The sequence below is a fragment of the Variovorax sp. JS1663 genome, assembly GCF_002157355.1.
In the GTDB taxonomy this organism is placed as follows: domain Bacteria; phylum Pseudomonadota; class Gammaproteobacteria; order Burkholderiales; family Burkholderiaceae_C; genus Variovorax.
On sequence record NZ_LYMK01000011.1, the window covers coordinates 138401 to 162285 of the forward strand.

At 71.2% G+C, this 23885-nt stretch carries 23 protein-coding genes; 5 read left to right on the forward strand and 18 right to left on the reverse strand.

What is annotated here, in order from left to right:
• Nucleotides 1-43: 43 nt before the first annotated feature.
• The 6 genes from A8M77_RS12025 to A8M77_RS12050 are packed head-to-tail and all read right to left on the reverse strand — an operon-like array spanning nt 44 to nt 5074.
• The gene (locus A8M77_RS12025; RefSeq protein ID WP_086921726.1) at nt 44-1246 is read right to left on the reverse strand and encodes a class I SAM-dependent rRNA methyltransferase; all 1203 of its coding nucleotides are present in this window, start codon (nt 1244-1246) and stop codon (nt 44-46) included.
• Nucleotides 1243-2235 (reverse strand): tyrosine recombinase XerC, encoded by a 993-nt coding sequence (locus A8M77_RS12030; protein WP_086921727.1) that lies wholly within the window; start codon nt 2233-2235, stop codon nt 1243-1245. Before A8M77_RS12030 ends, A8M77_RS12025 begins: the two co-directional genes overlap by 4 nt.
• Nucleotides 2219-2836, reverse strand: coding sequence for a YdcF family protein (locus A8M77_RS12035; RefSeq protein ID WP_238136791.1), 618 nt, complete (start codon nt 2834-2836; stop codon nt 2219-2221). Before A8M77_RS12035 ends, A8M77_RS12030 begins: the two co-directional genes overlap by 17 nt.
• Nucleotides 2833-3498, reverse strand: a complete 666-nt coding sequence (locus tag A8M77_RS12040) for a DUF484 family protein (RefSeq protein ID WP_192871591.1) — start codon at nt 3496-3498, stop codon at nt 2833-2835. The genes A8M77_RS12035 and A8M77_RS12040 overlap by 4 nt, the downstream gene beginning before the upstream one ends.
• A gap of 20 nt (nt 3499-3518) precedes the next feature.
• Nucleotides 3519-4394, reverse strand: coding sequence for a diaminopimelate epimerase (gene dapF, locus A8M77_RS12045; protein ID WP_086921729.1), 876 nt, complete (start codon nt 4392-4394; stop codon nt 3519-3521).
• Nucleotides 4395-4426: 32 nt separating this feature from the next.
• Nucleotides 4427-5074 (reverse strand): 2-hydroxychromene-2-carboxylate isomerase, encoded by a 648-nt coding sequence (locus A8M77_RS12050; protein WP_238136792.1) that lies wholly within the window; start codon nt 5072-5074, stop codon nt 4427-4429.
• Here A8M77_RS12050 and A8M77_RS12055 point away from each other — a divergent pair.
• Nucleotides 5073-6611 (forward strand): FAD/NAD(P)-binding protein, encoded by a 1539-nt coding sequence (locus A8M77_RS12055; protein ID WP_086921730.1) that lies wholly within the window; start codon nt 5073-5075, stop codon nt 6609-6611. The genes A8M77_RS12050 and A8M77_RS12055 overlap by 2 nt on opposite strands.
• Nucleotide 6612: 1 nt before the next feature.
• Here the strand turns inward: A8M77_RS12055 and A8M77_RS12060 are convergent, their stop codons facing one another.
• A complete protein-coding gene (locus A8M77_RS12060) occupies nt 6613-7632 on the reverse strand; it encodes a Bug family tripartite tricarboxylate transporter substrate binding protein (RefSeq protein ID WP_086921731.1) in 1020 nt (339 codons plus the stop codon).
• Nucleotides 7633-7739: 107 nt separating this feature from the next.
• Nucleotides 7740-8441 (reverse strand): hypothetical protein, encoded by a 702-nt coding sequence (locus A8M77_RS12065; protein WP_086921732.1) that lies wholly within the window; start codon nt 8439-8441, stop codon nt 7740-7742.
• A gap of 124 nt (nt 8442-8565) precedes the next feature.
• On the opposite strand from A8M77_RS12065, the gene A8M77_RS12070 reads away from it, so the two are divergent.
• Complete coding sequence (locus A8M77_RS12070) at nt 8566-9381, forward strand: alpha/beta hydrolase (RefSeq protein ID WP_143694587.1); 816 nt, start codon at nt 8566-8568, stop codon at nt 9379-9381.
• 16 nt (nt 9382-9397) lie between these two features.
• On the opposite strand, the gene A8M77_RS12075 is transcribed toward A8M77_RS12070, so the two are convergent.
• Genes A8M77_RS12075 through A8M77_RS12085 form a run of 3 tightly spaced genes read right to left on the reverse strand, consistent with a single transcriptional unit; the run spans nt 9398 to nt 12387 of the window.
• Nucleotides 9398-9889, reverse strand: coding sequence for a nucleoside deaminase (locus tag A8M77_RS12075; protein WP_086921734.1), 492 nt, complete (start codon nt 9887-9889; stop codon nt 9398-9400).
• A 21-nt stretch (nt 9890-9910) separates the two neighbouring features.
• Nucleotides 9911-11179 (reverse strand): cyanate transporter, encoded by a 1269-nt coding sequence (locus A8M77_RS12080; RefSeq protein WP_086921755.1) that lies wholly within the window; start codon nt 11177-11179, stop codon nt 9911-9913.
• A complete protein-coding gene (locus tag A8M77_RS12085) occupies nt 11176-12387 on the reverse strand; it encodes an amidohydrolase family protein (protein WP_086921735.1) in 1212 nt (403 codons plus the stop codon). Before A8M77_RS12085 ends, A8M77_RS12080 begins: the two co-directional genes overlap by 4 nt.
• 151 nt (nt 12388-12538) lie before the next feature.
• On the opposite strand from A8M77_RS12085, the gene A8M77_RS12090 reads away from it, so the two are divergent.
• Entirely contained in the window at nt 12539-13381 is an 843-nt protein-coding gene (locus A8M77_RS12090; RefSeq protein WP_086921736.1) for a GntR family transcriptional regulator, read from the forward strand.
• Here the strand turns inward: A8M77_RS12090 and corA are convergent.
• The gene (gene corA / locus A8M77_RS12095) at nt 13317-14294 is read right to left on the reverse strand and encodes a magnesium/cobalt transporter CorA (RefSeq protein WP_086921737.1); all 978 of its coding nucleotides are present in this window, start codon (nt 14292-14294) and stop codon (nt 13317-13319) included. The two genes, A8M77_RS12090 and corA, sit on opposite strands and share 65 nt — an antisense overlap.
• 155 nt (nt 14295-14449) lie before the next feature.
• On the opposite strand from corA, the gene A8M77_RS12100 reads away from it, so the two are divergent.
• Both A8M77_RS12100 and A8M77_RS12105 read left to right on the forward strand, forming a co-directional pair.
• The gene (locus A8M77_RS12100) at nt 14450-15271 is read left to right on the forward strand and encodes a TorF family putative porin (protein WP_086921738.1); all 822 of its coding nucleotides are present in this window, start codon (nt 14450-14452) and stop codon (nt 15269-15271) included.
• 117 nt (nt 15272-15388) lie between these two features.
• A complete protein-coding gene (locus A8M77_RS12105) occupies nt 15389-16312 on the forward strand; it encodes a hypothetical protein (RefSeq protein ID WP_086921739.1) in 924 nt (307 codons plus the stop codon).
• Between the two features lie 564 nt (nt 16313-16876).
• Here the strand turns inward: A8M77_RS12105 and A8M77_RS12115 are convergent.
• The 6 genes from A8M77_RS12115 to A8M77_RS12140 form a co-directional block, all read right to left on the reverse strand.
• Nucleotides 16877-17653 (reverse strand): slipin family protein, encoded by a 777-nt coding sequence (locus A8M77_RS12115; protein WP_086921741.1) that lies wholly within the window; start codon nt 17651-17653, stop codon nt 16877-16879.
• Between the two features lie 2 nt (nt 17654-17655).
• A complete protein-coding gene (locus A8M77_RS12120) occupies nt 17656-19023 on the reverse strand; it encodes an NfeD family protein (RefSeq protein WP_238136793.1) in 1368 nt (455 codons plus the stop codon).
• 80 nt (nt 19024-19103) lie between these two features.
• Nucleotides 19104-20345 carry a dihydrolipoamide acetyltransferase family protein gene (locus tag A8M77_RS12125; RefSeq protein ID WP_086921743.1) on the reverse strand — a complete coding sequence of 414 codons (1242 nt, stop codon included), beginning with the start codon at nt 20343-20345 and terminating at the stop codon, nt 19104-19106.
• Nucleotides 20346-21365 carry an alpha-ketoacid dehydrogenase subunit beta gene (locus tag A8M77_RS12130; protein WP_086921744.1) on the reverse strand — a complete coding sequence of 340 codons (1020 nt, stop codon included), beginning with the start codon at nt 21363-21365 and terminating at the stop codon, nt 20346-20348.
• Nucleotides 21365-22615 (reverse strand): 3-methyl-2-oxobutanoate dehydrogenase (2-methylpropanoyl-transferring) subunit alpha, encoded by a 1251-nt coding sequence (locus A8M77_RS12135; protein ID WP_086921745.1) that lies wholly within the window; start codon nt 22613-22615, stop codon nt 21365-21367. Before A8M77_RS12135 ends, A8M77_RS12130 begins: the two co-directional genes overlap by 1 nt.
• A 93-nt stretch (nt 22616-22708) precedes the next feature.
• Nucleotides 22709-23698, reverse strand: coding sequence for a Bug family tripartite tricarboxylate transporter substrate binding protein (locus A8M77_RS12140; RefSeq protein ID WP_086921756.1), 990 nt, complete (start codon nt 23696-23698; stop codon nt 22709-22711).
• Nucleotides 23699-23885: the final 187 nt, after the last annotated feature.

Genomic DNA, 23885 nt, shown 5'->3' on the forward strand with positions numbered 1-23885 from the left:
CGTCCCCGGCCCCGCTCCGGCAAGGGCAAAGGCGCGCAGGTGGCTATTTACGCACCACCACCAGGCCTTTCAAGTACTCGCCCTCGGGGAATTCGATGGTCATCGGATGATCCGGCGCGGCGCCCAGGCGTTCGCTGATGTAGCCGTCCACCCCGGCGTCGATGCCGGCGGACGCCACGATCTTGTGGAACAGGTCGGCGCCGATGCCGCCGGAGCATGAAAAGGTCAGCAGCACACCGCCGGGCTCAAGCAGCTTCAGCGCCAGCCGGTTGAGGTCCTTGTAGGCCCGGGCCGCGCGCTCGGCATGGGCCACGGTGGGTGCGAACTTGGGTGGATCCAGCACGATCGCATCGAAACGCCGCCCCTCGTCGAGAAAGCGGCGCAGCGAGGCGTTGACGTCGGCGTCCAGGAATTCGGTGGCCGCGCCGGCGAAGCCGTTCAGCGCCACATGCGCCCGCGCGCGCTCCAGCGCCGGCAGGGACGAATCGATCGACAGCAGCGCCGCGCCCTCCAGCGCACCGGCCGCCTTCAGGCCGGCCAGGGCCGCGACGGTGAAGCCGCCGGTGTAGCAGAAGCAGTTGAGCACGCGGCGGAAGCGCCGCTGCCGCGCCAGCTCGGCAAAGCGCTGGCGGCTGTCGCGCTGGTCGAGGTAGAAGCCGGTCTTGTGGCCGGTGGCGATGTCCAGCGTGAGCTGCCAGTCGTGCTCGCGGATCGCGAGCTCGGTCGGCCCGCTGCCGCGCAGCCAGCCGGCCACCGGCGGCAGGCCCTCGCGCTCGCGGCCACTGGCGTCGGAGCGCTCGTACAGCTTCGCGAGCCCGGTGGCGGCCAGCAGCGCATCGGCCAGCACCGCCTTCCAGCGCTCGGCACCGGCCGACAGGAATTGCGCCACCAGCGTGTCGCCGTAGCGGTCGACGATCAAGCCCGGCAGCCCGTCGGCCTCACCGTGAATCAGGCGGACGCCGTCGCTCTGCAGGTCGAACAGTTGCCGCGCCGCCACCGCGGCCGCCACGCGCGACGCGAAGAAGGCCGCGTCGATGCGCTGCTTCTCGTCGAAGCTCCAGGCCCGCGCGCGGATCTTGGAATGCGGGCTGAAGGCCGCCCAGGCGAGGAAACGGCCGTCCTCGGCCTCGATGCGCACGGTCTCGCCGGCATCGCCGCCGCCCTTGGCGATGGCGGAATCGAAGACCCAGGGATGGCGGCGCAGCAGTGAGCGTTCCTTGCCGGGCCGGAGGCGCAAGACTTTCATTTCGCTTTCTTGGGGGTCGCGGCCGGGCGCTCCTCGCGCGCCTTGGCCCGCGGATGCGCGGCGTCGTAGGCCTTGGCCAGGTGCTGGAAATCCAGCCGGGTGTAGACCTGCGTGGTCGAGATGTTGGCGTGGCCCAGCAGTTCCTGCACCGCGCGCAGGTCGCTGCTGGACTGCAGCACGTGGCTGGCGAAGGAATGGCGCAGCATGTGCGGATGCACCGGCGCGGCCAGTCCCGCATTCAGGCCGCGTCGGCGCAGTTGGCGCCAGACGGACTGGGCCGACAGGCGCGTGCCGTTGCGGCCGATGAAGAGCGCGGCGGCCGCGGCCGGATCGCGCAGCCGCGCGGCCGGTAGCGCGGCGCACTGCTCGCGCACGGCGATCCACCCCGCGAGCGCCTCGGCCGCCTTGGCGCCTACGGGCACGATGCGGCGCTTGCTGCCCTTGCCGAGCACGCTGGCCTCCTTCGCGTCGAGGTCGACCCAGCCGAGGGCGGTGACGCCAGCGCGCAGGTCCAGCCCCGTCAGCTCGCCCACGCGCAGGCCGCAGCCGTAGAGCAGCTCGACGATGGCGCGGTCGCGCGCCTCGGTCCAGGGGTCGGCCTCCTCGTCGTGCCATTCGGCGAGCTGCACCGCCTCGTCTACCGCCAGCGCCTTCGGCAGCGGCCGGCCGGCCTTGGGCGCGTGCACGTCCTGCACCGGGTTCGAGCCCACCAGCCCCTCATGGCCCAGCCAGCGATAGAAGCTGCGCCAGCAGGACAGCACCAGCGCGATGCCACGCGACTCGTGGCCCGCGCTGTGCAGTTGCGCCATCCAGCGGCGCACGTGCGCGGTCTGGACCCGATCCAGCGCCTGGCCGGCCGCCTGGGCCTTCTCGGCCAGTGTCCTCAGGTGGATCGAGTAGAGCTCCACGGTGCGCGCCGCGAGCCGGCGCTCGACCCGCACGTGCTCGAGGTATTTCTCGATGAGCGGCGATTCAGTGGAGGTAGCCATTCGCCGCATTGTTCACGATGGCCAGCGGCTCCCGCAATGCGCCTCGGAAGACCATGCCCCAGCGCTGCCAGCAGGTGGTGGGTGCGGCCGCGTACTGCACCTCGAAACGGCGGTCGAAGCCGGCCGCCTGCGCCAGGCGGCGCACCCGCCACAGGTGGTAGGGCTCGGTGACGACGATCACGCGCCGTGCACCCGCCGCCTCCAACAGCGGACGCGACATCGAAAGGTTCTCGCGCGTGGACTGCGATACCGGCTCCAGCAGCACCGCGCCTTCGTAGCCCGTGTCCTGCGCGTGCTGCCGCATCACCTCGGCCTCGATGCGCCCGTCCTCCCGGTCCACGCCGCCGGAGAACAGCAGTTGCCGCACCACCCCGGCGCGTGCCAGCGCGATGGCGGCATCGACGCGCCCGGTCAGGCAGGGATTGGGCCGGCCGTCACGGTACGCGCGGTTGCCGAGCACCAGCGCCACGTCGGCGGGCTGTGCCGGCGGGTGCGCAAGACGCGCACGCGCCTCGCGCCAGATCACGGCGTAGATCACAAGGTAGCCGACCAGCAGCACGGCCAGCGCGGCCGGGAGCGCGCGCTGGAGCCGCGCGATCAAGAACGCAGGCGCGACAGGGCGGCCGAGGCCAGCTCGGCAATGCGCTCCAGGAAATCGGTGCCCATGTCGGCGTGGAAGCGCTGGGCGTCCGGCGACGCCAGCACCAGCAGGCCGAAAGCCGGCGCGTCGGGCTCGGGCCGCAGCGGGATCAGCGCGATCGACACCGCCGCCTGCGGCTCCGCCAGCCAGCCGGCCACGTCGAAGCCGGAATTGAGGCCGCAGTAGGGCGCGGTCAGCGAGGTGGCCAGCGCCTTCATGTCCTCGCTCGCCTGCTGGGCGTAGGGCTCGCTCGCGTAGCTGCCGTCGCAGTCCCAGACCTTGATCGCGACCTGCGGCACCATGAACAACGTCTGCAGGTCGCCCGCGATGCGGGTGGGCAGGGAGCGCGGGTCCCGCGTGGTCAGCAGGCCGCGCGTCCAGCGCTGCAGGCGGTCGGCCGTGACCACGTTCTCGGTGCCGTGGCGCACCATGTCCATCACCCGGTGCTCCAGCGCCTTGATCTTCTCGCGCAGCATTTCGGCCTGGCGCTCCTGCAGGCTCACCGCGCGCGTGCCGTGCGGGCTGGTGAGCTGCACCTGCGACAGCAGTTGGGCATGGCGTTCGAAGAAGTCGGGTGTGTTCGCGAGGTAGTTGGCGATGTCGTCTTCGGTGATGGGATTCATGGCGGCTTGATGGATGGAATTCATGCGGCGTCCGGTACTTCGATGTCGCCCTCGAACACGGTGACGGCGGGGCCGGTCATCAGCACCGGCGCGTCGCCGCCGGCCCACTCGATGGTCAGCAGGCCGCCGCGGGTCTGGACGTCGACCCGATTGTCGAGACGGTCGAGCCGGATGCCCGCCACCACGGCCGCGCAGGCGCCGGTGCCGCAGGCCAGGGTCTCGCCGGCACCGCGCTCGAAGACGCGCAGGCGCACGTGCGTGCGGTCCACGATCTGCATGAAGCCGGCGTTGACGCGCTGCGGAAAGCGCGAGTGGTGCTCGATGGCAGGCCCCTGTTTCGCCACCGGCGCGGAGTCGACGTCGGGCACGATCTGCACCGCGTGCGGATTGCCCATCGACAGCACCGCGACCGACACCTTCGCGCTCTCGGCATGCGTGCCGAGGGTGAGATGCCAGGTGTGCCAGCCGTTGTCGTGCTGCGGGTCGAGGCCGGCGGTGTCGAAGGGCACACGCTGCGGCTCGAAGATGGGCGCGCCCATGTCCACCGTCACGCGGCCATCGGCGCCCATCTGCGGCTCGATCACGCCGGAGAGCGTCTGCACGCGCACCGCATCCTTGTCGGTCAGGCCCTGCTCGCGCACGAAGCGCATGAAGCAGCGCGCGCCGTTGCCGCACTGCTCGACCTCGCCGCCGTCGGCATTGTGGATCACGTACTGGAAATCGATGCCCGCGGCCGGCGAGGGCCGCACGCTCAGGATCTGGTCGGCGCCGACGCCGAAATGGCGGTCGGCCAGGAAGCGGTACTGCCCCGCGCTCAGGCCCAGTGGGCTGCGGGTCTCGTCCAGCACGACGAAGTCGTTGCCGGCGCCCTGCATCTTGGTGAAGCGGATTCGCATCGGGGGATTATCCGCCGCGGCCGATGCCCGTATCAGCGGCGCAGGCGGTCCAGCGCGCGGTCGAGGAAGACCAGGCGGTCCTGGCCCCAGAAGCGCTCGCCTTCCAGCACGAAGGTCGGCGAGCCGAACACGCCCAGCGCGACCGCCTCCTCGCTGTAGGCGCGGTAGGCCGCCTGGGTTTCCGGCGCGCGCTCCAGCGCGTGCAAGGCGGCGCCGTCGTAGCCGTTCTCGTCGGCGACCGCGATGCGCACCTTCGGGTCGGAGGTGTCGCGCTCCTCGGCCCACAGCGCGCGCAGCAGCGCGTGCGACAGCGGCTGCGCATCCAGCCCCTGCAGCTGCGCCGCGATCACCATCCAGCCGGCGTACTTGTTCCAGTCCGGGTCGGACGGCGGCCCCTTGGGATAGTGCGCCGGCTCCAGCACCAGCGGCATGCCCAGATGATCGCGCCAGCGCGCGAGCTCGAGCGCGTGGTAGCTGCGGCGTGCCTCCGGACGGGTCTTGAGCGGGATGCCGCCGGTCTGCGGCACCACGGCCTGGAAGTCGTAGGGCTTGAGCACGAGGCGCACGTGGTGGCGGCGCACGATGTCCTGCAGTTGCGGGCCGCCGAGGTAGGCCCAGGGCGAGGAGAGGCTGTAGTAGCAATCGAGGGCGATCATCTTCTGGATTATCTTCAGCCCCATGTCCGCACCCTTCTCATCCGCCGCGCTGCCGCCCGTGCCCCCGCAGTTCACCGCCAGCCCGCGCGATCCCGCCGCCCTGGACGCGCTCGCCGCGCAGGCGCGCGCCGACCTCGAGCGCGTCAACATCCCGCCAGCAGCCTGGATGCTGCCCGACACCTCGGCCACCGATGACGCGCCCGTGCTCGACGTGCTGGTGGCCGGCGCCGGCATGTGCGGCCAGACCGCGGCCTTCGCGCTGCGCCGCGAGGGCGTGACGAACATCCGCGTGATCGACCGCGCCGCGCGCGGCGAGGAAGGCCCCTGGGGCACCTACGCGCGCATGCTGACCCTGCGCAGCCCCAAGCAGGTGGGCGGGCCGGAGCTGGGCGTGCCCTCGCTGTCCTTCCGCGCCTGGTACGAGGCGCAGCACGGCGCCGAAGGCTGGCAGGCGCTGCACAAGATCGGCCGCATCGACTGGCGCGACTACCTGCTGTGGGTGCGCGACACGGCCGGCCTGCAGGTGGACAACGGCGTCGCGTTGCGGTCCGTCTCCCACCTCGGGGATGGCCGGCTGCTGGCGCTGGAACTGGAAGGCCCCGATGGACGCCGCGAGACGGTGCGTGCCCGCCAGCTGGTGCTGGCGCTGGGCCGCGACGGCAGCGGCGCGCCGCGCTGGCCCGACTTCCCCTCGCTGCGCCGCGGCGATCCGCATGCAGCCGGCCGGGTTTTCCATTCGGCCGACGCGATCGACTTCGCCGCCCTGGCCGGGCGGCGCATCGGCGTGCTGGGCGCCGGCGCCTCGGCCTTCGACAACGCCGGCAGCGCGCTGGAGGCCGGCGCGGCGCAGGTGCAGCTCTTCGCGCGCCGGCCGCAGCTGCCGCAGGTGAACAAGAGCAAGGCCGCCTCCAGCCACGGCTTCCTGCGCGGCTTCGAGGGACTGGACGATGCGCGCAAGTGGCGCGTCTACACCTACATCTTCGACGAGCAGGTGCCCCCGCCCTGGGAGAGCGTGCGCCGCTGCGATGCGCACACCGCCTTCACGCTGCGCCTGGGCACGCCGTGGCTGGACGTGGCGCCCGATGCCGAGGGCGTGACCGTGGCGCTGCCCGATGGCGGCAGCGAGCGCCTCGATGCGGTGATCTTCGGCACCGGCTTCGACGTCGACCTGCTGGACCGGCCCGAAATCGCGCCCTATACGCCGAGCATCGACACCTGGGCCCGCCACGTCTCGTCCGAGGAGGCCCGGCGCCACCCCGAACCGGCGCGCTTTCCCTACCTGGGCACGGGCTTCGAGCTGCGCGGCCGGGGTGACGGCCCGCGCGACCAAGCCGAAGCGCTCGGACGCATGCGCCTCTTCAACTGGGGCGCCACCATGAGCCACGGCGCGCTGGCCGGCGACATCCCTGGCCTGGCGATCGGCGCCACCCGCCTGGCCCAGGCGATCGCGCGCGACCTCTTCGTCGAGGACGCCGACCGCCACTGGGCGCGGCTGCAGGCGCACGAGGAGCCGGAATTGATCGCCACCCGCTGGTACGTCGGCCCGCAGCCGGCGGCCTGAATCAGGCCTCGGAGCGGATCCCGCGCATCATGATCACCCCGCCGAGCTGCGCGGTGTCGTTGCGCATGCGGTAGGCCAGCGACTGCGGCGTGCCGGCCTCGCCCTGCCAGCCGGCCTTCAGCAGCTGCGCCTGCACCTCCGGCGAACGCACGACCCCGCCGAGGGCCGCATTGAGCCGGGCGATGGCCGAGTTGGGCAGGCTGGCCGGGGCCGCGAGGGCGGTCCAGATCTCCAGATCGAAGCCGCGCACGTCGGCCTCGCGCAGCGTGGGCAGCTCCTGGAACAGCGGGCTGCGCAGCGGCGAGGTCACGCCGATGGCCTTGAGCTTGCCCGAGGCGACATGCGGCTTGGCCAGGCCGGGCGGCAGCAGCGCCAGCTGGATCTGGCCGGCCAGCATCGCCGCGATGACCTGCGGGTTGCCGGTGAAGGGCACGTGCTGCGGCGCGATGCTGGTGCGCGCCCGCAGCAACTCCATGCCCAGGTGGCCCACCGTGCCGACGCCGGGCGAGCCGTACTTGCCCTTCTCGCCCAGGTTGCGCGCCCACAGCAGCAGTTCGGCCGGCGTCTTGCCGGCCGCATCGCCGGAGGCGGCCAGCACCAGCGGCGCGGTGCCGATCAGGCCCACTGGGGCGAAGTCTTTCTCGGGGTCGAAGGGCGTGGCCGGGTTGAGCAGCTTGGCGATCGTCAGGTTGCCGTTGATCAGCGCGCCGATGGTGTGGTCGTCCTGCGCCTTCGCCACCAGGTCGGCCGCCAGGTTGCCGCTGGCGCCGGGCTTGTTCTCCACCACCACCGGCTGGCCCAGCAGCTTCGAGAGCGGCTCGGCGATGGCGCGCGCCGCCAGGTCGGGCGAAGCGCCACCCGGAAAGCCGACCAGCACGCGCAGCGGCTGGGTCGGCCAGGCACCGGCCGCGGCGCCGGCCCGGCCGGCACGCGGTGCGGACGGGGAGGTCTGCTGGGCCCACGCGGCCGGGCCGCACAAGGAGACGGCCAGGCTCTGGAGCAAGCGGCGTTTGGTGATCATGAAAGGCTGAGGGTGTTGCAAAGAAGAGTAACACGAAGTTACGTGAGCCTTTGCTGCAGCGCAAGACAACCAAATGCCTCACCGGCCGGGCCGGCGAGGCGCACCTCTCAGGTCGACCGCAGCGAAAGGCGGACCGTGTCGCCCTCGATCACCACCGGATAGCCCAGGCCGTCCGCCAGCGCCTGCAGCGCGATCGCGTCGATGGCCAGCTTGCGCGGCGCGCGCAGTGCGCCCGCCATGGGCGGCACCGGGTCGCCGGCCGGCGACTCCTTCTGGCCCCGGGTGGCCGTGAAGCGCAGGCCTTCCGGGCCATCGGCAGCGATCTGGATGGCGCCGAGGTCCTCCGTGCTGTCGTGCAGGAAGCCCAGCGCCCCCAGCACCAGGTAGCGCAGCGAGGCGCCCTCCGGAAAACGCGGTTCGTCTCCGGGGCCCGGGGCCAGTTCCTCGTCCACCTGCAGACGGATGCCATTGAGCTCGAAGGCTGCGCGCATCAGCGAGGCACAGCGCGCCACCAGGGCGCTGCGCGTCGTGCCGTCGTCGCTGACGGCCAGCTCCCAATCGCGCAGCGAGCGCACGCCGTCGGCCAGGGCATCGATCTGCTCGGAGATCGACCCGATCTGCCGCTCCCAGGCGGCTTCGTCGAAGGTTTCGGCGGCCGAGCGGTGCTTGAGCAGCAACAGGCCCATGCGCATCACTGACAGCGGCGCCACCATGTCGTGCCGCAGCGCAGGCAGCGCGCGCGTGAGCAATTCATGCCGCACGCCGGCCACGATCCAGCTGCTGGCTCCAGGCGAGGCTTTGACTTTCAATTGGGACTTCGCTCCTTGCCAAAAGGCTCCGGCAGTATGGCCGCCGAACGGCGCCGGCCCCTGTAGGAGGGGGGCTACTCCAGCCCGGCGCGCATCCGGCGCTTCTGGAAGAATGCGCCCGACCATGAACGACCCGCAATACCAGTACGTGCAGGGACAGGCGCGCGCCAGCTTCCCTGCCCTGCTCGCCGACTACCAGGCCCGCGGCGATGCGGCCGTCGCCGCCGGCCCCTGCCAGCTCGATCTGCGCTACGGCCCGCTGGAGCGCCAGCGCTTCGACTTCTTCCCCGCACGCGGCTGGCCGCGCGGCACCCTGGTCTACTTCCATGCCGGCTACTGGCAGTCGCGCGACAAGTCGGGCTTTCGCTTCATCGCACCGGCGTATGCGGAAGCCGGCCTCCACGTCGCGCTGGCGAACTATCCGCTGTGCCCGGATGTCTCGGTGGCGGCGCTGGTCGACGCGGCGAAGGCCTGCCTGCCGGCGATCCGCGCGCAGGCCGGCGAAGACCTCCCTCTGCTGCTCTCGGGCCATTCGGCCGGCGCCCACATCGCGGCCGAGCTGGCGCTGGGGCGGTTGCCCGGTGACCCGGCGGTCGCGGGCGTGGCCGCGCTCAGCGGCATCTACGACCTGGCGCCGCTGGTGGCGACCACGCTCAACGAGAAACTGCAGCTGGATGCGGCGAGTGCGCGGGCCTGTTCGCCGCTGCACCGCGTGCGCGCCGGTGTCGCGCCGGCCCTGGTGGCGGTGGGTGGCGCCGAAACTTCGGCCTTCCTGGCGCAGGCCCAGGACTTCCACCGGGCCTGGACGGCCGCCGGCAACCCCGGCGCGCTGCACGTCGAGGACGGCGCCGATCACTTCAGCCTGCTGGAAGCATTCGCCTCGCCGGACGCCGCGCTGTTCGGCCGGGTCCTCGCCCTGCTCGACGCGGGCGCGGCCTGAGAAGGTACGCGCCCGCTCAGCCGCGCCGGCCCGCGGCCCAGGCGGCGAGCACCGCCACCGCCTCCTGCTCCATCTTCTGCTCCGCCGGCATGCCGCGTGCTGCCAGCGGGGCCCCGGCCTCCGCGCGCAGCGCCTCGACGTCGATCGGATGTCGCGCCGTCGCCGGCACCCCGGCGAAGGCTTCGCCCGACTGCGCCAGCGAGGCGGCGTAGTAGAGCCGGCCGATGCCCGCGATGCGCATCGCGGCCACGCACAGGGCGCAGGGCTCGCACGAGGTGTAGAGCTCGCAGCCGGTCAGGTCGACCGTGCGCAGCCTGCGGCAGGCATCGCGGATGGCCTCCACCTCGCCGTGCGAGGTCGGATCGAAATGCGCCACCGAATGGTTGAAGCCCTCGCCCACCACCTGGCCATCCTTCACCACCACCGCACCGAATGGCTCGGTGCCGGGTTCCTGCAGGGCCTGGGCCGACAGGGCGATGGCCTGCTTCATGAATTCGTCGCGGTACATGTTTCTTGCTCCTTCGATCGTTCACCGCGCCGCGGCCGCGGCTGGGATCGGCACATCGAGGCCCGTGCCGAAAAGACCGCGCGTCGCCCGCGCATGGCGGCGCGGATCGAAGCGCCACGTCAGCATCAGCAGCAGCACGACGACAAAGGCGAGCCAGGCCCACGCGGCATCGAAGCCGCCGCTCGCCGCGCGCACCCAGCCGGTCACGAAGGGCGCGAGCGCCGCGATCATGAAGCCGAAGCACTGCATGAAGGCGGCCAGCGTGCCGGCCTGGGCCGGATCGGGCAAGTGGTCGAGCGCCAGCACCATGGCCAGCGAGAAGCCGCCGCCCAGGCCGAGGCCCAGCAGCGCGACCACCAGTGGCGCGGGCGACAGCTTGAGCATCAGGCCGGCGAAGCCCGCCAGCTGGACCAGCAGCATCGCCGCCAGCCAGGGCCGCAGCTCGCGCCGGCCCCGCGCCAGCACCGGCATCGCGAGCGCCCCGACCACCTGGGCCGCGGTCATCAGGGCCAGCAGCGCGCCCGCCGACTGCGGGCGCCACCCCTGCTGCGCGAAGGACGGCGGCAGCCACGCGACCAGGCTGGTGTAGCCGCCGTTGAGCAGCCCGAAATAGACGGCCAGCAGCCAGGCCCGCCGGTTCGAAAAGCACTGCAGCCAGCCCCGGTCCCCGGACGCCGGGCGCACGGATGCAGGCGCGGGTGCGGGCGCCGGGGCCGCGCGGCCGGCCAGCGTCCAGGCCAGCAGCGCCACCACGGCGGGCAGTGCCCAGAACGCCAGTCCCGCATGCCAGTCGCCCGCCCACTGAGCAATCCACGGGCTGCCCATGGCGCCGAGCCCGCCGCCGCCCATCATCGCGCCCGAGTACAGGCCCATGATCACGCCCATGCCCATTGGGTAGGCGCGCTTGATGATCGTCGGCATCAAGGCCTGCACCAGGCCGGCGCCGAATCCGGCCAGCGCGGCACTGGCCAGCAACGCTGCAGGCGAACCGGCAAGCCAGCGGCTGGCGCAGGCCAGCGCGATGGCGCCCAGCCCCACGCCCATCGCGGCGCGCTCGCCGATGCGCTGCCCCAGGCCCACGCCCGCAAGCGACATGGGGCCCATCGCGAACATCGGCAGCACCGTCAGCAAAGCGGCGCCATGGAAGCCCAGGCCGGTGTCGCCGCGGATCTCGCCCAGGAGCGGGCTGCTGGCGGTCAGGAAGGCGCGCAGGTTGATCGCGACCAGCACGATCACCAGCGCCAGACCGAGGCCGGCAAGGCCGCGCCGCGTGAAGACGGTGCCCCTCATGCCGCCCACGGGCCCGGCAGCAAGACGCCGTCGCGTGCGACGACCTGCCCGCTGGCCACCACCAGCCGCCGCGGCGGCCGTGCCACCACCGCCTCGGCGGTGGTCCGGGCCTGCACCAGCACCAGGTCCGCACGGCAGCCGGACGCCAGGCCGTAGTCCTCGAAGCCCAGGCCGCGCGCGCCGGCCGCCGTCACGCAGTCGAGCGCGATGTCCAGCTCGTCGTCGCGACGCAGGTTGTAGCGCAGGCCGATCAGCATCGCGCGCTCCAGCATGTCGGGGCTGCCATAGGGCGTCCAGGTGTCGCGGATGCCGTCGTTGCCGCCCAGCATCGTCACGCCCGCGCGCCGGCAAGCCATGAGCGGCGGCACGCTGCGCGCGGCCGGCGCGCTCGTGACCAGCACCACGTCGAGCGCCGCCATGCGCGCCAGCAGCGCCTCGCGTTCGGCCTCGGGCAGGTCGCCCAGGCAGAAGCCGTGGCTGATCGCCACCCGCCCCTGCAGGCCGAGCGCGGCGGTGCGGTCGAGGATCAGGCCCAGCGAGAAGGCGCCCATCGCGCCCGGCTCGTGCAGGTGGATGTCGAGCGGCCGCCCACGGCGCTCAGCGATGCCGAAGAGGACGTCGAGCGAGCGCACCGGGTCGCCGTCGATCGCGCAGGGGTCCAGCCCGCCCAGCACGTCGGCGCCGGCCGCCAGGGCCTGCTCCAGCAACTCGGCCGTGCCGGGGCGGCCCAGCAGGCCTGACTGCGGAAAGGCCGCGATCTGGATCTGCTGGACAGGCTGCATCGCCTCGCGCGTGCGCAGCACGCCCTCCAGGTGGCGCAGGCCGGCCTCCGTGTCGATGTCCACGTGGGTGCGCAGGCGCGTCGTGCCCAGTGCCAGAAAGGCGCGGGCCAGCAGCAGCGACTGCGCGGCCGCGTCGTGGCCGCTGGCCTTGCGGAAGGCGCGCTCGTTCTCGATCCGGTCGATGAGCCGCGGGCCAACCTCGTTGCGGTACCAGTCCATGCCCCACATCGTCTTGTCCAGGTGCGTGTGGCCCTCGACCAGGCCCGGCAGCAGCAGGGCCCCGCCGCCCTCCTCCACCGTGCATCCCGGCGGCGCCTCGAGCGCAGGGCCGAAGGCAGCGATGCGGCCGTCCTGCACCAGCAGGTCGACGAGCGCGCCGCCCAGGGGGCGCACGCGGCGGATCAGCAGGGAGGCGGTGGCAGGCATGGGTTTGTTTCTTTGATGGTCAACCGTGCAAGCAAATTTTGGTTAACCAAACAACATCTTAATCGTTGACAAAAATCCGGTCAATGCGCGATCGACCCGCCTTGCAGCGAGAGGCCGCGGGTAATATTCGAGCCACTCGCACCCCTTGTCCATGCCCGCCGTCCACCCCACCCGCACCGCCGCCACGCCTGCCAAGGGCCACGGCCGTGCCGAGCCGCCGGAGGCGTCCGCACCCGAGGGCAGCGTGGACGAGCGCGTTTATGCCGCGGTGTCGCAGGCACTGCTGAGCGGCCGCCTGCGGCCGGGCACGCCGCTGCGCGAGCGCGCCCTGGCCGAGGCGCTGGGCTGCACGCGAGGCGCGATCCGCAAGGTGCTGGCGCGGCTGGGCACGGAGAAGAAGCTGGTGCTGGAGCACAACCGCGGCGCCTTCGTGCCCAACCCCTCCGTCGAGGACATGCGCGGCATCTACCGCGCACGCCGCATCGTCGAAGCCGGCCTGATCGGCACGCTCTTCGGCCAGCTGACGCGCGAGCAGGCGGCGGCCCTGCGCAGGCATGTCCAGGCCGAGCAGCGCGCCTTCAAGGAAGAGCGGCGTGCCGACGCGATCCGCCTGGCGGGCGACTTCCACCTGCTGCTGGCGCAGATGGCCGCGAGCGAGGAGCTGCTGTCGTACCTGCAACGGCTGGTCGGCAACACCGAGCTCTACAAGGCGCTGTACGACACGCCCGAGGCCGCCTGCTGCGCGCCGCGGGAGCACGAGCAGATCATCGAGGCGCTCTTGGGGCCTTCGCTGGAACGCGCCATGGCCGTGGCGATGGCGCATCTCGACGAGCTGGAACAGCGCGTGCTCGCCGGCGCCGCCGCCGAGCAGGCGCCGGACGACCTCGCCAGCCTGTTCGCGCCTTTCGCGCCTGCGCCTGCTGCGGCGCCTACACCCAGCCCGCGCGTCGGAAGCGCCAGTACAGGTAGCCGCAGAGGCTCACGATCAGCGTGAGCGCGGCGTAGTAGCCGTAGCGCCATTTCAGCTCGGGCATCTGCTCGAAGTTCATGCCCCAGATGCCGGCGAAGGCGGTGCACACCGCGAAGATGGCCGCCCAGGCGGCGAAGCGCTTGGTGACCTCGTTGTCTTCGATGGTGACCATCGAAAGGTTGACGTGGATCGCGGTGCCGATGGTGTCGCGGATGGTGTCGATGGTGTTGTTGATGCGCCCGAGATGGTCCACCACGTCGCGGAAGTACTCCTGCGAGCCGGCGCAGATCTGCGGCACCCGTCCGCCGTGCAGCTTGCCGGTGCCTTCCAGCAGGGGCGCGACCGCGTGCTTGAGCAGCGTCAGGCGCTGCTTGAGCGCGTAGAGCTGCTTGATGTTCTCACGCGCCGCGCCCTTGTCGAAGATACGCTGCTCGATGGTCTCCAGTTCGTCCTCGAAGGCATCGATGACCGGGAAGTAGCGGTCGACCACCGCGTCCATGAGCGCGTAGAGCACGAAGCCCGGTCCGCTCTTCAGGAGCTCGGGCTCGCGCTCGCAACGCTCGCGCACCTCGGTGAAGCCGTGCTCGCTGCGGTTGCGCACCGAGACCACGTAGTTGCGGCCGACGAAGACATCGAGTTCGCCTACCGTCAGCTCGGCGGCCTTGCCGTCCGGGCCGGTCTCCAGCAGGTGCATCACGACGAAGAGCGAGTCGGCGTACTCCTCCACCTTGGGGCGCTGATGGCCGTGCTGCGCATCCTCCACCGCGAGGGGGTGCAGCTCGAACTCCTGCCGCACCTCCTCCAGTTCCGCGGGCGAGGCATCGTGCAGGGCGACCCAGACGAAGCAGCCGGGCAGCGCGGCGTACTCGCTGATCCGGGCCACGGGAATGTCGGCCAGCTTGGTGCCGTTTTCGTAGACGACGCAATTGACGAGCATGCAAGGCTGGGGACAGTGGGAAGGACGGGCATCTTGCCACGCACGGGCCCCGCAGCAAGGCCTGAAAGTCTTTACGGCGGCGCCGCGCTTTTTTACGCGCTTTTGATGCGGGCTTCCCTAGGCTCGCCTGCTCCCTCAACAGTGCACTTCACATCATGCGATTTTCTCTTGCGCAACCCCTTGCCCTGCTTTCGCTGGGCGCCCTGCCCCTGCTGGCGAGCGCCCAGCTCACGGGCAATGTCGCGCTGACCACCAACTACAAGTTCCGCGGCCAGGACCAGGACGTGCTCGGCTACAACGACTTCGCCAAGACCAAGGCGCTCAAGCCCGCCATCCAGGGCGGCTTCGACTATGCCTTCGGCGAATCGGGCTTCTACATCGGCAACTGGAACTCCAGCGTCAACTGGCTCAACGGCAACTCCATCGAGAGCGACATCTACGGCGGCTACAAGTTCAAGGCCGGCCCCTTCGACATGGACGTGGGCGCCCTGACCTACATCTACCCGGGCAACTCCCGCGGCAACACCACCGAGCTGTACGGCGCGGCCACCTGGGCCGACGAGGCGATCGGCGCGTTCACCCTGAAGTACTCCCACACCGTCTCCAAGGACTACTTCAACTATGCGGGCAACAAGGACGGCTCGGGCCTGAAGGGGCGCAACACCGGCTACCTGAACCTGAGCTACACCAAGGAGATCGTGCCCAAGGTGACGCTGAAGGCGGCGCTGGGCTACACCCACATGAGCAGCGACATCCGCAGCCTGGGCTACCGCAACTACGTGGACTACAACGTGGGCGCCTCCTACGACTTCGGCAACGGCCTGTCGCTGGCCGGCTCGGTGCAGGGGGCCAACAAGAAGAGCTCGTACCTGCTGGTGGCCGACCCGGGCATCGACCTGGGCTTCGGGCCCATCGGCGAACGCACATGGTCGCCCAACAAGGCGCGATTCATCGTCACGCTGACCAAGACGCTCTGAGCACGGCGCCGGCAGCCCTCGCGGTTGGGCGCGGCGGCCTTGCCCAATGGCGAACGGCGCGGTGCCGATGGGCCGCTATAACAGGGCGTCCTCCATCCGACCCCATCCGCACCGCCGATGTCGTCCGCCTCCTCCGCCGCCTGGGCCTGGATCCCGCTCGTCCTCTGGGCGGCATTGATGCAGACGGTGCGCAACACCGCCCAGCGTTCGCTGACCGCACAGACCGGGACGCTGGGCGCGACGCTGGTGCGCTTCCTCTACGGCCTGCCATTCGCGCTGCTGTGGCTGGCGGTGCTGCGCGCGCTGCCAGGCGAAGCCGCACCGGCGGTTCGCTTCGGCACGGCCTACTTCGGCTGGCTGCTGCTCGGCGCGATCAGCCAGATCGCGGCCACCGCCTTCCTGCTGGCGGCGATGAAGGAACGCAACTTCATCGTCGGCGTGGCCTTCTCGAAGACGGAGGTGCTGCAGGTCGTGCTGTTCGGCGTGCTGTTCCTCCATGAACTGCCGGGCACGGTGGCGATCGCGGCGATGGTCGTCGCGACGCTGGGTGTCGTGCTGCTGTCGGTGCCGCGCGGCGCCACGTCCGCCCATGCGGGTTGGAACGCGCGCGCGGCCCTGTTCGGGCTGGCCTCGGGCGCCGGCTTCGCGCTGTCCGCGATCGGCTATCGCGGCGCGGCCCTGCAGGTGCCCGCGCTGTCGCCCTGGCTGGCCGGGGCATGGGGCGTGGTGTGGGCCCAGGCCGCGCAATCGCTGCTGCTGGCCGGCTGGCTGGCACTGCGCTCGCCGGACTCGCTGCGCGCGGTCGCGCGCGCCTGGCGCATCTCGCTGGCCGCCGGGTTGGCAGGCGCGCTGGCCTCCATCGCCTGGTTCACCGCCTTCGCGCTCCACACGGCGGCCGAGGTGCGCACGCTGGGCCTGGTGGAAGTGTTCTTCAGCTACCTGGTGTCGCGCCGCCTGCTGCGCGAAGACTTGTCCCGCACGGAGAAGCTGGGGCTGGGCCTGGTGCTGGCGGGCCTGGTGGGCCTGTACCTGCAGGGCTAGCTGGTGCCCGTTCCTTGTCGTAGTACTGCCCGTCGAAGCGCTTGCGGTGTGGGCGCGGAGGCGGGCGGTATGGGCTTGGCCGGCCGACGTCGCCGGCCGCTTCGCGGCTGCCCTGTGCTGCTCACGTCAGGCGGGGTCCGCGCGAACTCGCTTCGCTCAAACAGCGCGCGGCCCTGATCCGCCTGCCGCTGCGCTGCTCGGCGGCGCCTCAACGGCCGGCCAAGCCCATACCGCCCGCCTCCGAGGACAGGATGGGGGAACACCCTCCCCTGCACGGCTTGCTGAGCGCATGACACTTGCGCTCTTCGAGGAGGGGGACATCTCTCGCGCACCCCAAGCCCGGCATGCGGTGCGGGTCGGGCGATCCCCTCTGCGGCGCTGAGGAGCGCAGCTTCAGGCGGAAAAAGGGCCGCGCGTGTTTGAGCCGAAGGCGAGTTTGCGCGGACCCCGCCTGAAGCGAGCACCGCAAGGGAGTCGCGAAGCGACCGCCGCAGTGGGGTCGACCGGCCCGCACCGCATGCCGGGCGCCCTCCCAAGGGGCGCCAAAACACAGCAACAACAGAATCACCCGTCGGGCTGCCGCTGAAGCCCCTTCAACAGCGGCCCCACGATCTCCAGCGGCAGCGGGAACACGATGGTGGAATTCTTGTCCGCCGCGATGACCGTCAGTGTCTCCAGGTAGCGCAATTGCAGGGCCTGCGGCTCGCGCCCCAGGATCCCGGCCGCCTCCGCCAGCTTGACCGCGGCCTGCAGCTCTCCTTCCGCGTGGATCACCTTGGCACGCCGCTCGCGCTCCGCCTCGGCCTGGCGCGCGATGGCGCGCACCATGTTGTCGTTGAGGTCCACGTGCTTGATCTCGACGTTGGTGACCTTGATGCCCCAGGTATCGGTCTGCGCCTCCAGTGTCTTCTGGATGTCGAGGTTGAGCCGTTCGCGCTCGGCCAGCAGGTCGTCCAGCTCGTGCTTGCCCAGCACCGCGCGCAGCGTCGTCTGCGCGAGCTGGCTGGTGGCTTCGTAGAACTTCTCGACCTGGATGATCGCCTTCTGCGGATCGACCACGCGGAAGTAGAGCACCGCGTTGACCTTCACCGACACGTTGTCGCGCGTGATCACGTCCTGGCTCGGGATGTCCAGCACCATCACCCGCAGCCCCACCCGCACCATCTGCTGGATGCCCGGGATGAGGATCACCAGCCCCGGCCCCTTCACCCTCCAGAAGCGGCCGAGCTGGAACACCACGCCGCGTTCGTACTCGCGCAGGATGCGCAGCGAGGCGGCGGCCAGCAGCACCATCAGCACCAGGCCCAGGACCGCGAGCGCGAGGCCGGCGTTGAAGAACATGCTCACGCCCTCGCCGCCACCGGCTCCTGCCCCTCCGGCGCCACCTGCAGCGTCACGCCCTGCACCCCGCTGACCCGCACGCGCCGGCCGGGGTACAGGTCACCGGTGCCGGTCACGTGCCAGTAGTCGCCCTGGATCTGCGCCCAGCCCTCGCCGTCGGCGAATTCGACCAGTTCGCCCGTGGTCCCCACCAGCGTCGTGACGCCGCTGACCACCGGCTGCTTGCGCGCCCGCGCCGCCATGCCGGCCACCACGATGATGAACAGGGCCGAGAAGGCGCTGCTCAGCGCGATCACCCAGATCGGCACGCCGAAGCCCGGCGCGTCGTTGTCGATCAGCAGCACCGCGCCGAAGGCGAAGGCCGCGATGCCACCCAGCCCCAGTACCCCGAAGCTGGGCAGGAAGGCCTCCGCGATCAGGAAGGCCACGCCGAGCAGGATCAGCGCCAGCCCCGCGTAGTTGACCGGCAGCATCTGCAGCCCGAACATCGCCAGCGTCAGGCAGATCGCGCCCACCACGCCGGGCAGCACGAAGCCTGGACTGGAGAACTCGAACAGCAGGCCGTAGATCCCGACCATCAGCAGGATCAGCGCCAGGCTGGGCTCGGTGATCACCGACAGCAGGCGGCTGCGCCAGTCGGCCTCGAAGACCAGCAGCTGCGCGCGCTGCGTAGCCAGCCGCACCGTCCCGCGCTCCATCGCCACGTCGCGGCCGTTGACCTGCATGAGCAGGTCCGCCACGTCCTGCGCGACGTAGTTGACCACCCGCTTGCTCAAGGCCTCCTGCGCCGACAGGCTCACGGATTCGCGCACCGCCTGTTCCGCCCATTCGGCATTGCGGCCGCGCAGCTGCGCCAGGCTGCGGATGTAGGCCGAGGCATCGGACAGGCGCTTGGCGCTCAGCGTGTCGGCCGTCTTGTCCTCGCCCTTGCCCTCGGGCTTCGAATCCGGCCGCGCCGGGCTGGGCATGCCGATCGCCACCGGCGTCGCCGCGCCGAGGTTGGAGGCCGGCGTCATCGCCGCGATGTGGCTGGCATAGAGGATGTAGGTGCCGGCGCTGGCGGCGCGCGCGCCGCTGGGCGCCACGAAGGTCGCGACCGGCACCGGCGAGGCGAGGATGTCCTTGACGATGCTGCGCATCGAGGCGTCGAGCCCGCCGGGCGTGTCGAGCTGGAGCACCGCGAGCCGGGCTTCCTTCTTGGCGGCGAGTGCGAGGCCGCGGCGCACGTAGTCGGCGGCAGCGGGCCCGATGGCGCCGTCGACCTGCATCAGGACCACGGTGCGCGGCGCAGGAGCGGGCGGGGACTGGGACGGCGCAGAAGACACGGCTTGGGCGCTGGCTGCCGCATGAGCCAGGAGGACCAGTCCCATCAACCATGCTCTGGCGGACCCCATGCGGCGGATTCTAGGAGCGGGCGAAATGGAAGTCATACGCTCGCAAGCCCTATGTGCTAATCGACGAAAAGGAGCGCAGGCGATTCCAGCGAGGCCCGCACGGCCTGGATGAACTCGGCCGCGTACTGCCCGTCGACCACGCGGTGGTCGAAGGAGGATGAGAGGTTCATCATGCTGCGGGGCAGCATCGCGCCGCCCAGCATCACCGGCCGCTGCACGATGCGGTTGACGCCCACGATCGCCACCTCCGGCAGGTTGATGATCGGCGTGGAGGCGATGCCACCCAGCGCGCCCAGGCTGGTGAGGGTGATGGTCGAGCCGCTGAGTTCGCCGCGCGTGGCCTGACCGGCGCGGGCCGCGGCGGCCAGGCGGGCGACCTCGGCCGCCACGGCCCAGAGGTCGAGCGCCTCGGCATGGCGCAGCACCGGCACCATCAGCCCGGCGTCGGTCTGCGTGGCGATGCCCATGTGCACCGCGCCATGGCGAGTGAGCACGCCGGCCTCGTCGTCGAAGCGCGCGTTGACCTGCGGGAAGCGGGCCACCGCCTGCACCAGCGCGCGCACCAGCAGGGGCAGCAGCGTCAGGCGGGGACGGCCGTCCCCGCGGGCATTGAGCTGGGCGCGCAGGCGCTCGAGCTCGGTGACGTCCACCTCATCCACGTAGCTGAAATGCGGGATGCGGCGCGCCGACTCCTGCATGCGCTGCGCGATGCGGCGGCGCACGCCGGTGATGGGGATGGCCTCCTCGTCGTTCCGCTCGGTGCCGCGCGGCAGGCTCGGTGCGGGCTGGGGCCCGCGCGCCGCGCCCGGGTGGCGCGCCAGCCAGGCGTCGAGGTCGGCCTGCACGATGCGGCCGGCGGTGCCGCTGGGCTGCAGCTGTTGCAGGTCGATGCCGAGCTCCCACGCGCGGCGGCGCACGGCGGGCGAGGCGATGGGGCGGTCGTCGGCCCGGGGGGTTGCGGGCGTTTCGACGGGGCGCGCCGCGACCGGTGCGGGTGCCGGTGCGGACTCGCGCGCAGGCGCGGACACCGGCGCGTCGGCACGCACCTGCCCCTCCCCTTCCACCTCGATGCGGATCAGTTCCGCCCCGACCGCGATCTGCTGCCCCACCTCGCCGCCCAGCGCCAGCACCTTGCCCGCCACCGGCGATGGAATCTCCACCGTCGCCTTGTCCGTCATCACGTCGGCCAGCGGCTGGTCCTCCACCACCGGATCGCCGGGCTGTACCCGCCAGGCCACCAGTTCCACCTCGGCGATGCCCTCGCCGATGTCCGGCACCTTGATCGCATGGACGCCCATTCAGTCCTCCATCACGCGGCGGAAGGCGGCGCCCACGCGCGCCGGCCCGGGGAAGTAGGCCCACTCCTGCGCATGCGGGTACGGTGTGTCCCAGCCGGCCACGCGCTCGATCGGCGCCTCCAGGTGGTAGAAGCAATGCTCCTGCACAAGCGCCGTCAGCTCGGCGCCGAAGCCGCTGGTGCGCGTGGCCTCGTGCACGATCACGCAGCGGCCGGTCTTCTTCACCGAGGCGACCAGCGTGGGCAGGTCCAGCGGCCAGAGGCTGCGCAGGTCGATGATCTCGGCGTCGATGCCGGTCTCGCGCGCCGCCGCCTCGCACACGTAGACCATGGTGCCGTAGGCGATGGCGGTCAGCGCCGTGCCCGGCCGGAACACGGTGGCCGATTCCAGCGGCACGGTGTAGTAGCCCTCCGGCACCTCGCCCAGCGGATGCGCGGACCAGGGCACCAGGGGCCGGTCGTGGTGCCCGTCGAAGGGCCCGTTGTAGAGCCGCTTGGGCTCCAGGAAGATCACCGGGTCGTCGTTCTCGATGGAGGCGATCAACAGGCCCTTGGCATCGCGCGGGTTCGACGGCATCACCGTGCGCAGCCCGCAGACGTGGGTGAACAGCACCTCCGGGCTCTGGCTGTGGGTCTGCCCGCCGTAGATGCCGCCGCCGCAGGGCATGCGGATGGTGATGGGCGCGGTGAAGTCGCCCGCCGAGCGGTAGCGCAGGCGCGCGGCCTCCGACACGATCTGGTCGTAGGCCGGGTAGAAGTAGTCGGCGAACTGCACCTCCACCACCGGCCTGAGGCCATAGGCGCCCATGCCGATGGCGGCGCCCACGATGCCGCCCTCGGAGATCGGCGCGTCGAACACGCGCGAGCTTCCGTACTTCGCCTGCAGGCCCTCGGTGCAGCGGAACACGCCGCCGAAGTAGCCCACGTCCTGGCCGTAGATGACGACGTTGTCGTCGCGCTCCAGCATCAGGTCCATGGCCGAGCGCAGGGCCTGGATCATGGTCATCTGGGCCACGCGCATCACCCCTTCTGGAACTGCTCGAGCTGGCGGCGCTGCGCCTGCAGGTGCGGCGGCATGTGCTCGTAGACGTCCTCGAACATGGCCGCGGCGCCGTGCAGGTGGCCATCGGCGAGCGAGCCGTAGCGCTCGGCTTCCTTGAGGGCCGCGCTCACCTGTGCTTCGAGATCCGCCTGCGTCTTCTCGTGCTCCTCGTCGGACCAGGCGCCGATGCCGCGCAGGTGCTGCGCCAGCCGCGCGATCGGATCGCCCAGCGGAAAGTGCTGCCAGTCGTCGGCGGGGCGGTAGCGCGAGGGGTCGTCCGAGGTGGAATGCGCGCCGGCCCGGTAGGTGACCCATTCGATCAGCGACGGCCCCAGGTTGCCGCGCGCCCGCTCGGCGGCCCAGCGCGAGGCCGCCAGCACCGCGAGCCAGTCGTTGCCGTCCACCCGCAGCGAGGCGATGCCGCAACCCACGCCGCGCGCCGCGAAGGTGGTGGCCTCGCCGCCGGCGATCGCCTGGAAGGTCGAGATCGCCCACTGGTTGTTGACCACGTTGAGGATCACCGGCGCGCGGTACACGTGCGCGAAGGTCAGCGCCGTGTGAAAGTCCGATTCGGCCGTGGCGCCGTCGCCGATCCAGGCCGAGGCGATGCGGGTGTCGCCCTTGATCGCCGAGGCCATGCCCCAGCCCACCGCCTGGATGAACTGCGTGGCGAGGTTGCCCGAGATCGAGAAGAAGCCGGCGCGCTTCATCGAATAGCACACCGGCAGCTGCCGGCCCTTGAGCGGATCGCGCTCGTTGGACAGCAGCTCGCAGATCATGTCCACCATCGAAACGTCGTCGCGCGCCAGCAGCAGGCCCTGCTGCCGGTAGGTGGGAAAGCACATGTCGCCGGGCGCCAGCGCCAGCGCATGGCCGGTGGCGATGGCCTCCTCGCCCAGGCACTGCATGTAGAAGGAGATCTTCTTCTGCCGCTGCGCGATGAGCATGCGGGCGTCGAAGATGCGCGTCTTCATCATCGCGACCAGTCCGCGGCGCAGCAGGGCCGCATCGGCCTCGGGCACCCAGGGGCCGACGGCGCGGCCCTCCTCGTCGAGCACGCGCACCAGGGTGTAGGCCAGGTCGCTGGTGTCGGCCGGCGAGGCCTCCACCGGCGGGCGCCGCACCTCGCCGGCCCGCGAGAGGTGCAGGTAGGAGAAATCGGTCTCGTGTCCCGGCCGCCCGGTCGGCTCCGGCACATGCAGACGAAGAGAGGGGGTGCCCTGGCTCATCGCTTGTCTCCGCGCTCGTTGGTGTCGTTCGCCACCGGAGCCTAGCGAATTTCGAGCGCGTCTGCAGGATGCGGCCACTGCGGCCGCGCCGCTTCAGTCGATGCTGATATTGGCCGCCTTCGCCACCTCGGCCCACTTCACGCGGTTGGCGTGCACGGTGCTCTTGAACTGCGCCGCGGTCTCGACGCGCACCGTGTTGCCCTGCCCCTCGAACTTCTCGCGGATCTCGGGCTGCTCCAGCACCGCGCGGATGGCGGCGTTGAGCTTGTCGACGATGCGCGCATCGGTGCCCTTGGGCGCGAACACGCCGAACCAGATCGAGCTGTCGAAGCCCTGGGTGCCGGCGATGCCGCTGGAGGCGATGGTCGGCACCTCTTTCACCGCGGCCACCGGCTTGGCGGTGGTCACCCCCAGCAGCCGCACCTTGCCGGCCTTGTACTGCGGCAGCACGGTCTGCACCTGGTTCATGATGCAGCAGGTCTCGCCGCGCACCACGGAGGTGATGGCCTCCGGGCCGCCCTTGTAGGGCACGTGGACCATCTCCAGGCCCAGGCGCGAGTTGAATTCGGCGAAGGCCATGTGCGTGCCGGCGCCGTTGCCGGTGGAGGCGTAGTTGTACTTGCCGGGGTTGGCCTTCACCAGCTCGACGAACTCCTTGAGCGTCTTCACGTTGATCACGTCGGGGTTGATGGTGAGCACGTTCGAGACGTCGAGCACCGGCGCCACCGGCACGAAGTCGGCCTCCACGTCGAAGGGCAGCTTCTTGTAGAGCGCCGCGTTGCTGCCATGCGTGGCGGCGGTGCCGAAGGCCAGCGTGTAGCCGTCCGGCCTGGCACGCGCCACGTACTCGCTGGCGATGTTGCCGGCCGCCCCGGACTTGTAGTCGATCACCACCGGCTGGCCCAGCTTCTGCGAGAGCGGCTCCTGGATGGTGCGGGCCACCACGTCCACGCCCGAGCCGGCCGGGAAGCCCATGATCAGCGTAACCGGCTGCTGCGGCCAGTCGCTCTGGGCGAAAGCAAGCGGTGCAGCCAGGGCGAGGGCGGCGGCGAGGAGCGGGCGGCGGGAGAGGAAGGTGGGCATGGCTGTGCGGACGGGGAAAAAGCGATCGCCCATTGTGGCGCGCGGCTCATGCGCGATCGCATCGAAGCTTATTCACCCACCTGCACGCCATGCTGCAGCCCCCGGCCAGCCTCTCGATAATGCGACCCATGGTACGCCCCACGCAACAACTCCATCCCGCCCGCGAGCCCGCCCCCCTGCTGCCCGC

What these genes read in the sequence shown, in the direction of transcription:
- A8M77_RS12085 (WP_086921735.1), bottom strand. Translation starts at nt 12,387, where the DNA reads ATGCCTGCCACCGCCTCCCTGCTGATCCGCCGCGTGCGCCCCCTGGGC.
- A8M77_RS12060 (WP_086921731.1), bottom strand. Translation starts at nt 7,632, where the DNA reads ATGATCACCAAACGCCGCTTGCTCCAGAGCCTGGCCGTCTCCTTGTGC.
- A8M77_RS12050 (WP_238136792.1), bottom strand. Translation starts at nt 5,074, where the DNA reads ATGGGGCTGAAGATAATCCAGAAGATGATCGCCCTCGATTGCTACTAC.
- dapF (WP_086921729.1), bottom strand. Translation starts at nt 4,394, where the DNA reads ATGCGAATCCGCTTCACCAAGATGCAGGGCGCCGGCAACGACTTCGTC.
- A8M77_RS12135 (WP_086921745.1), bottom strand. Translation starts at nt 22,615, where the DNA reads ATGAGCCAGGGCACCCCCTCTCTTCGTCTGCATGTGCCGGAGCCGACC.
- A8M77_RS12140 (WP_086921756.1), bottom strand. Translation starts at nt 23,698, where the DNA reads ATGCCCACCTTCCTCTCCCGCCGCCCGCTCCTCGCCGCCGCCCTCGCC.
- corA (WP_086921737.1), bottom strand. Translation starts at nt 14,294, where the DNA reads ATGCTCGTCAATTGCGTCGTCTACGAAAACGGCACCAAGCTGGCCGAC.
- A8M77_RS12115 (WP_086921741.1), bottom strand. Translation starts at nt 17,653, where the DNA reads ATGTTCTTCAACGCCGGCCTCGCGCTCGCGGTCCTGGGCCTGGTGCTG.
- A8M77_RS12090 (WP_086921736.1), top strand. Translation starts at nt 12,539, where the DNA reads ATGCCCGCCGTCCACCCCACCCGCACCGCCGCCACGCCTGCCAAGGGC.
- A8M77_RS12080 (WP_086921755.1), bottom strand. Translation starts at nt 11,179, where the DNA reads ATGAGGGGCACCGTCTTCACGCGGCGCGGCCTTGCCGGCCTCGGTCTG.
- A8M77_RS12070 (WP_143694587.1), top strand. Translation starts at nt 8,566, where the DNA reads ATGAACGACCCGCAATACCAGTACGTGCAGGGACAGGCGCGCGCCAGC.
- A8M77_RS12130 (WP_086921744.1), bottom strand. Translation starts at nt 21,365, where the DNA reads ATGCGCGTGGCCCAGATGACCATGATCCAGGCCCTGCGCTCGGCCATG.
- A8M77_RS12100 (WP_086921738.1), top strand. Translation starts at nt 14,450, where the DNA reads ATGCGATTTTCTCTTGCGCAACCCCTTGCCCTGCTTTCGCTGGGCGCC.
- A8M77_RS12120 (WP_238136793.1), bottom strand. Translation starts at nt 19,023, where the DNA reads ATGGGACTGGTCCTCCTGGCTCATGCGGCAGCCAGCGCCCAAGCCGTG.
- A8M77_RS12105 (WP_086921739.1), top strand. Translation starts at nt 15,389, where the DNA reads ATGTCGTCCGCCTCCTCCGCCGCCTGGGCCTGGATCCCGCTCGTCCTC.
- A8M77_RS12040 (WP_192871591.1), bottom strand. Translation starts at nt 3,498, where the DNA reads ATGAATCCCATCACCGAAGACGACATCGCCAACTACCTCGCGAACACA.
- A8M77_RS12025 (WP_086921726.1), bottom strand. Translation starts at nt 1,246, where the DNA reads ATGAAAGTCTTGCGCCTCCGGCCCGGCAAGGAACGCTCACTGCTGCGC.
- A8M77_RS12075 (WP_086921734.1), bottom strand. Translation starts at nt 9,889, where the DNA reads ATGTACCGCGACGAATTCATGAAGCAGGCCATCGCCCTGTCGGCCCAG.
- A8M77_RS12055 (WP_086921730.1), top strand. Translation starts at nt 5,073, where the DNA reads ATGTCCGCACCCTTCTCATCCGCCGCGCTGCCGCCCGTGCCCCCGCAG.
- A8M77_RS12030 (WP_086921727.1), bottom strand. Translation starts at nt 2,235, where the DNA reads ATGGCTACCTCCACTGAATCGCCGCTCATCGAGAAATACCTCGAGCAC.
- A8M77_RS12125 (WP_086921743.1), bottom strand. Translation starts at nt 20,345, where the DNA reads ATGGGCGTCCATGCGATCAAGGTGCCGGACATCGGCGAGGGCATCGCC.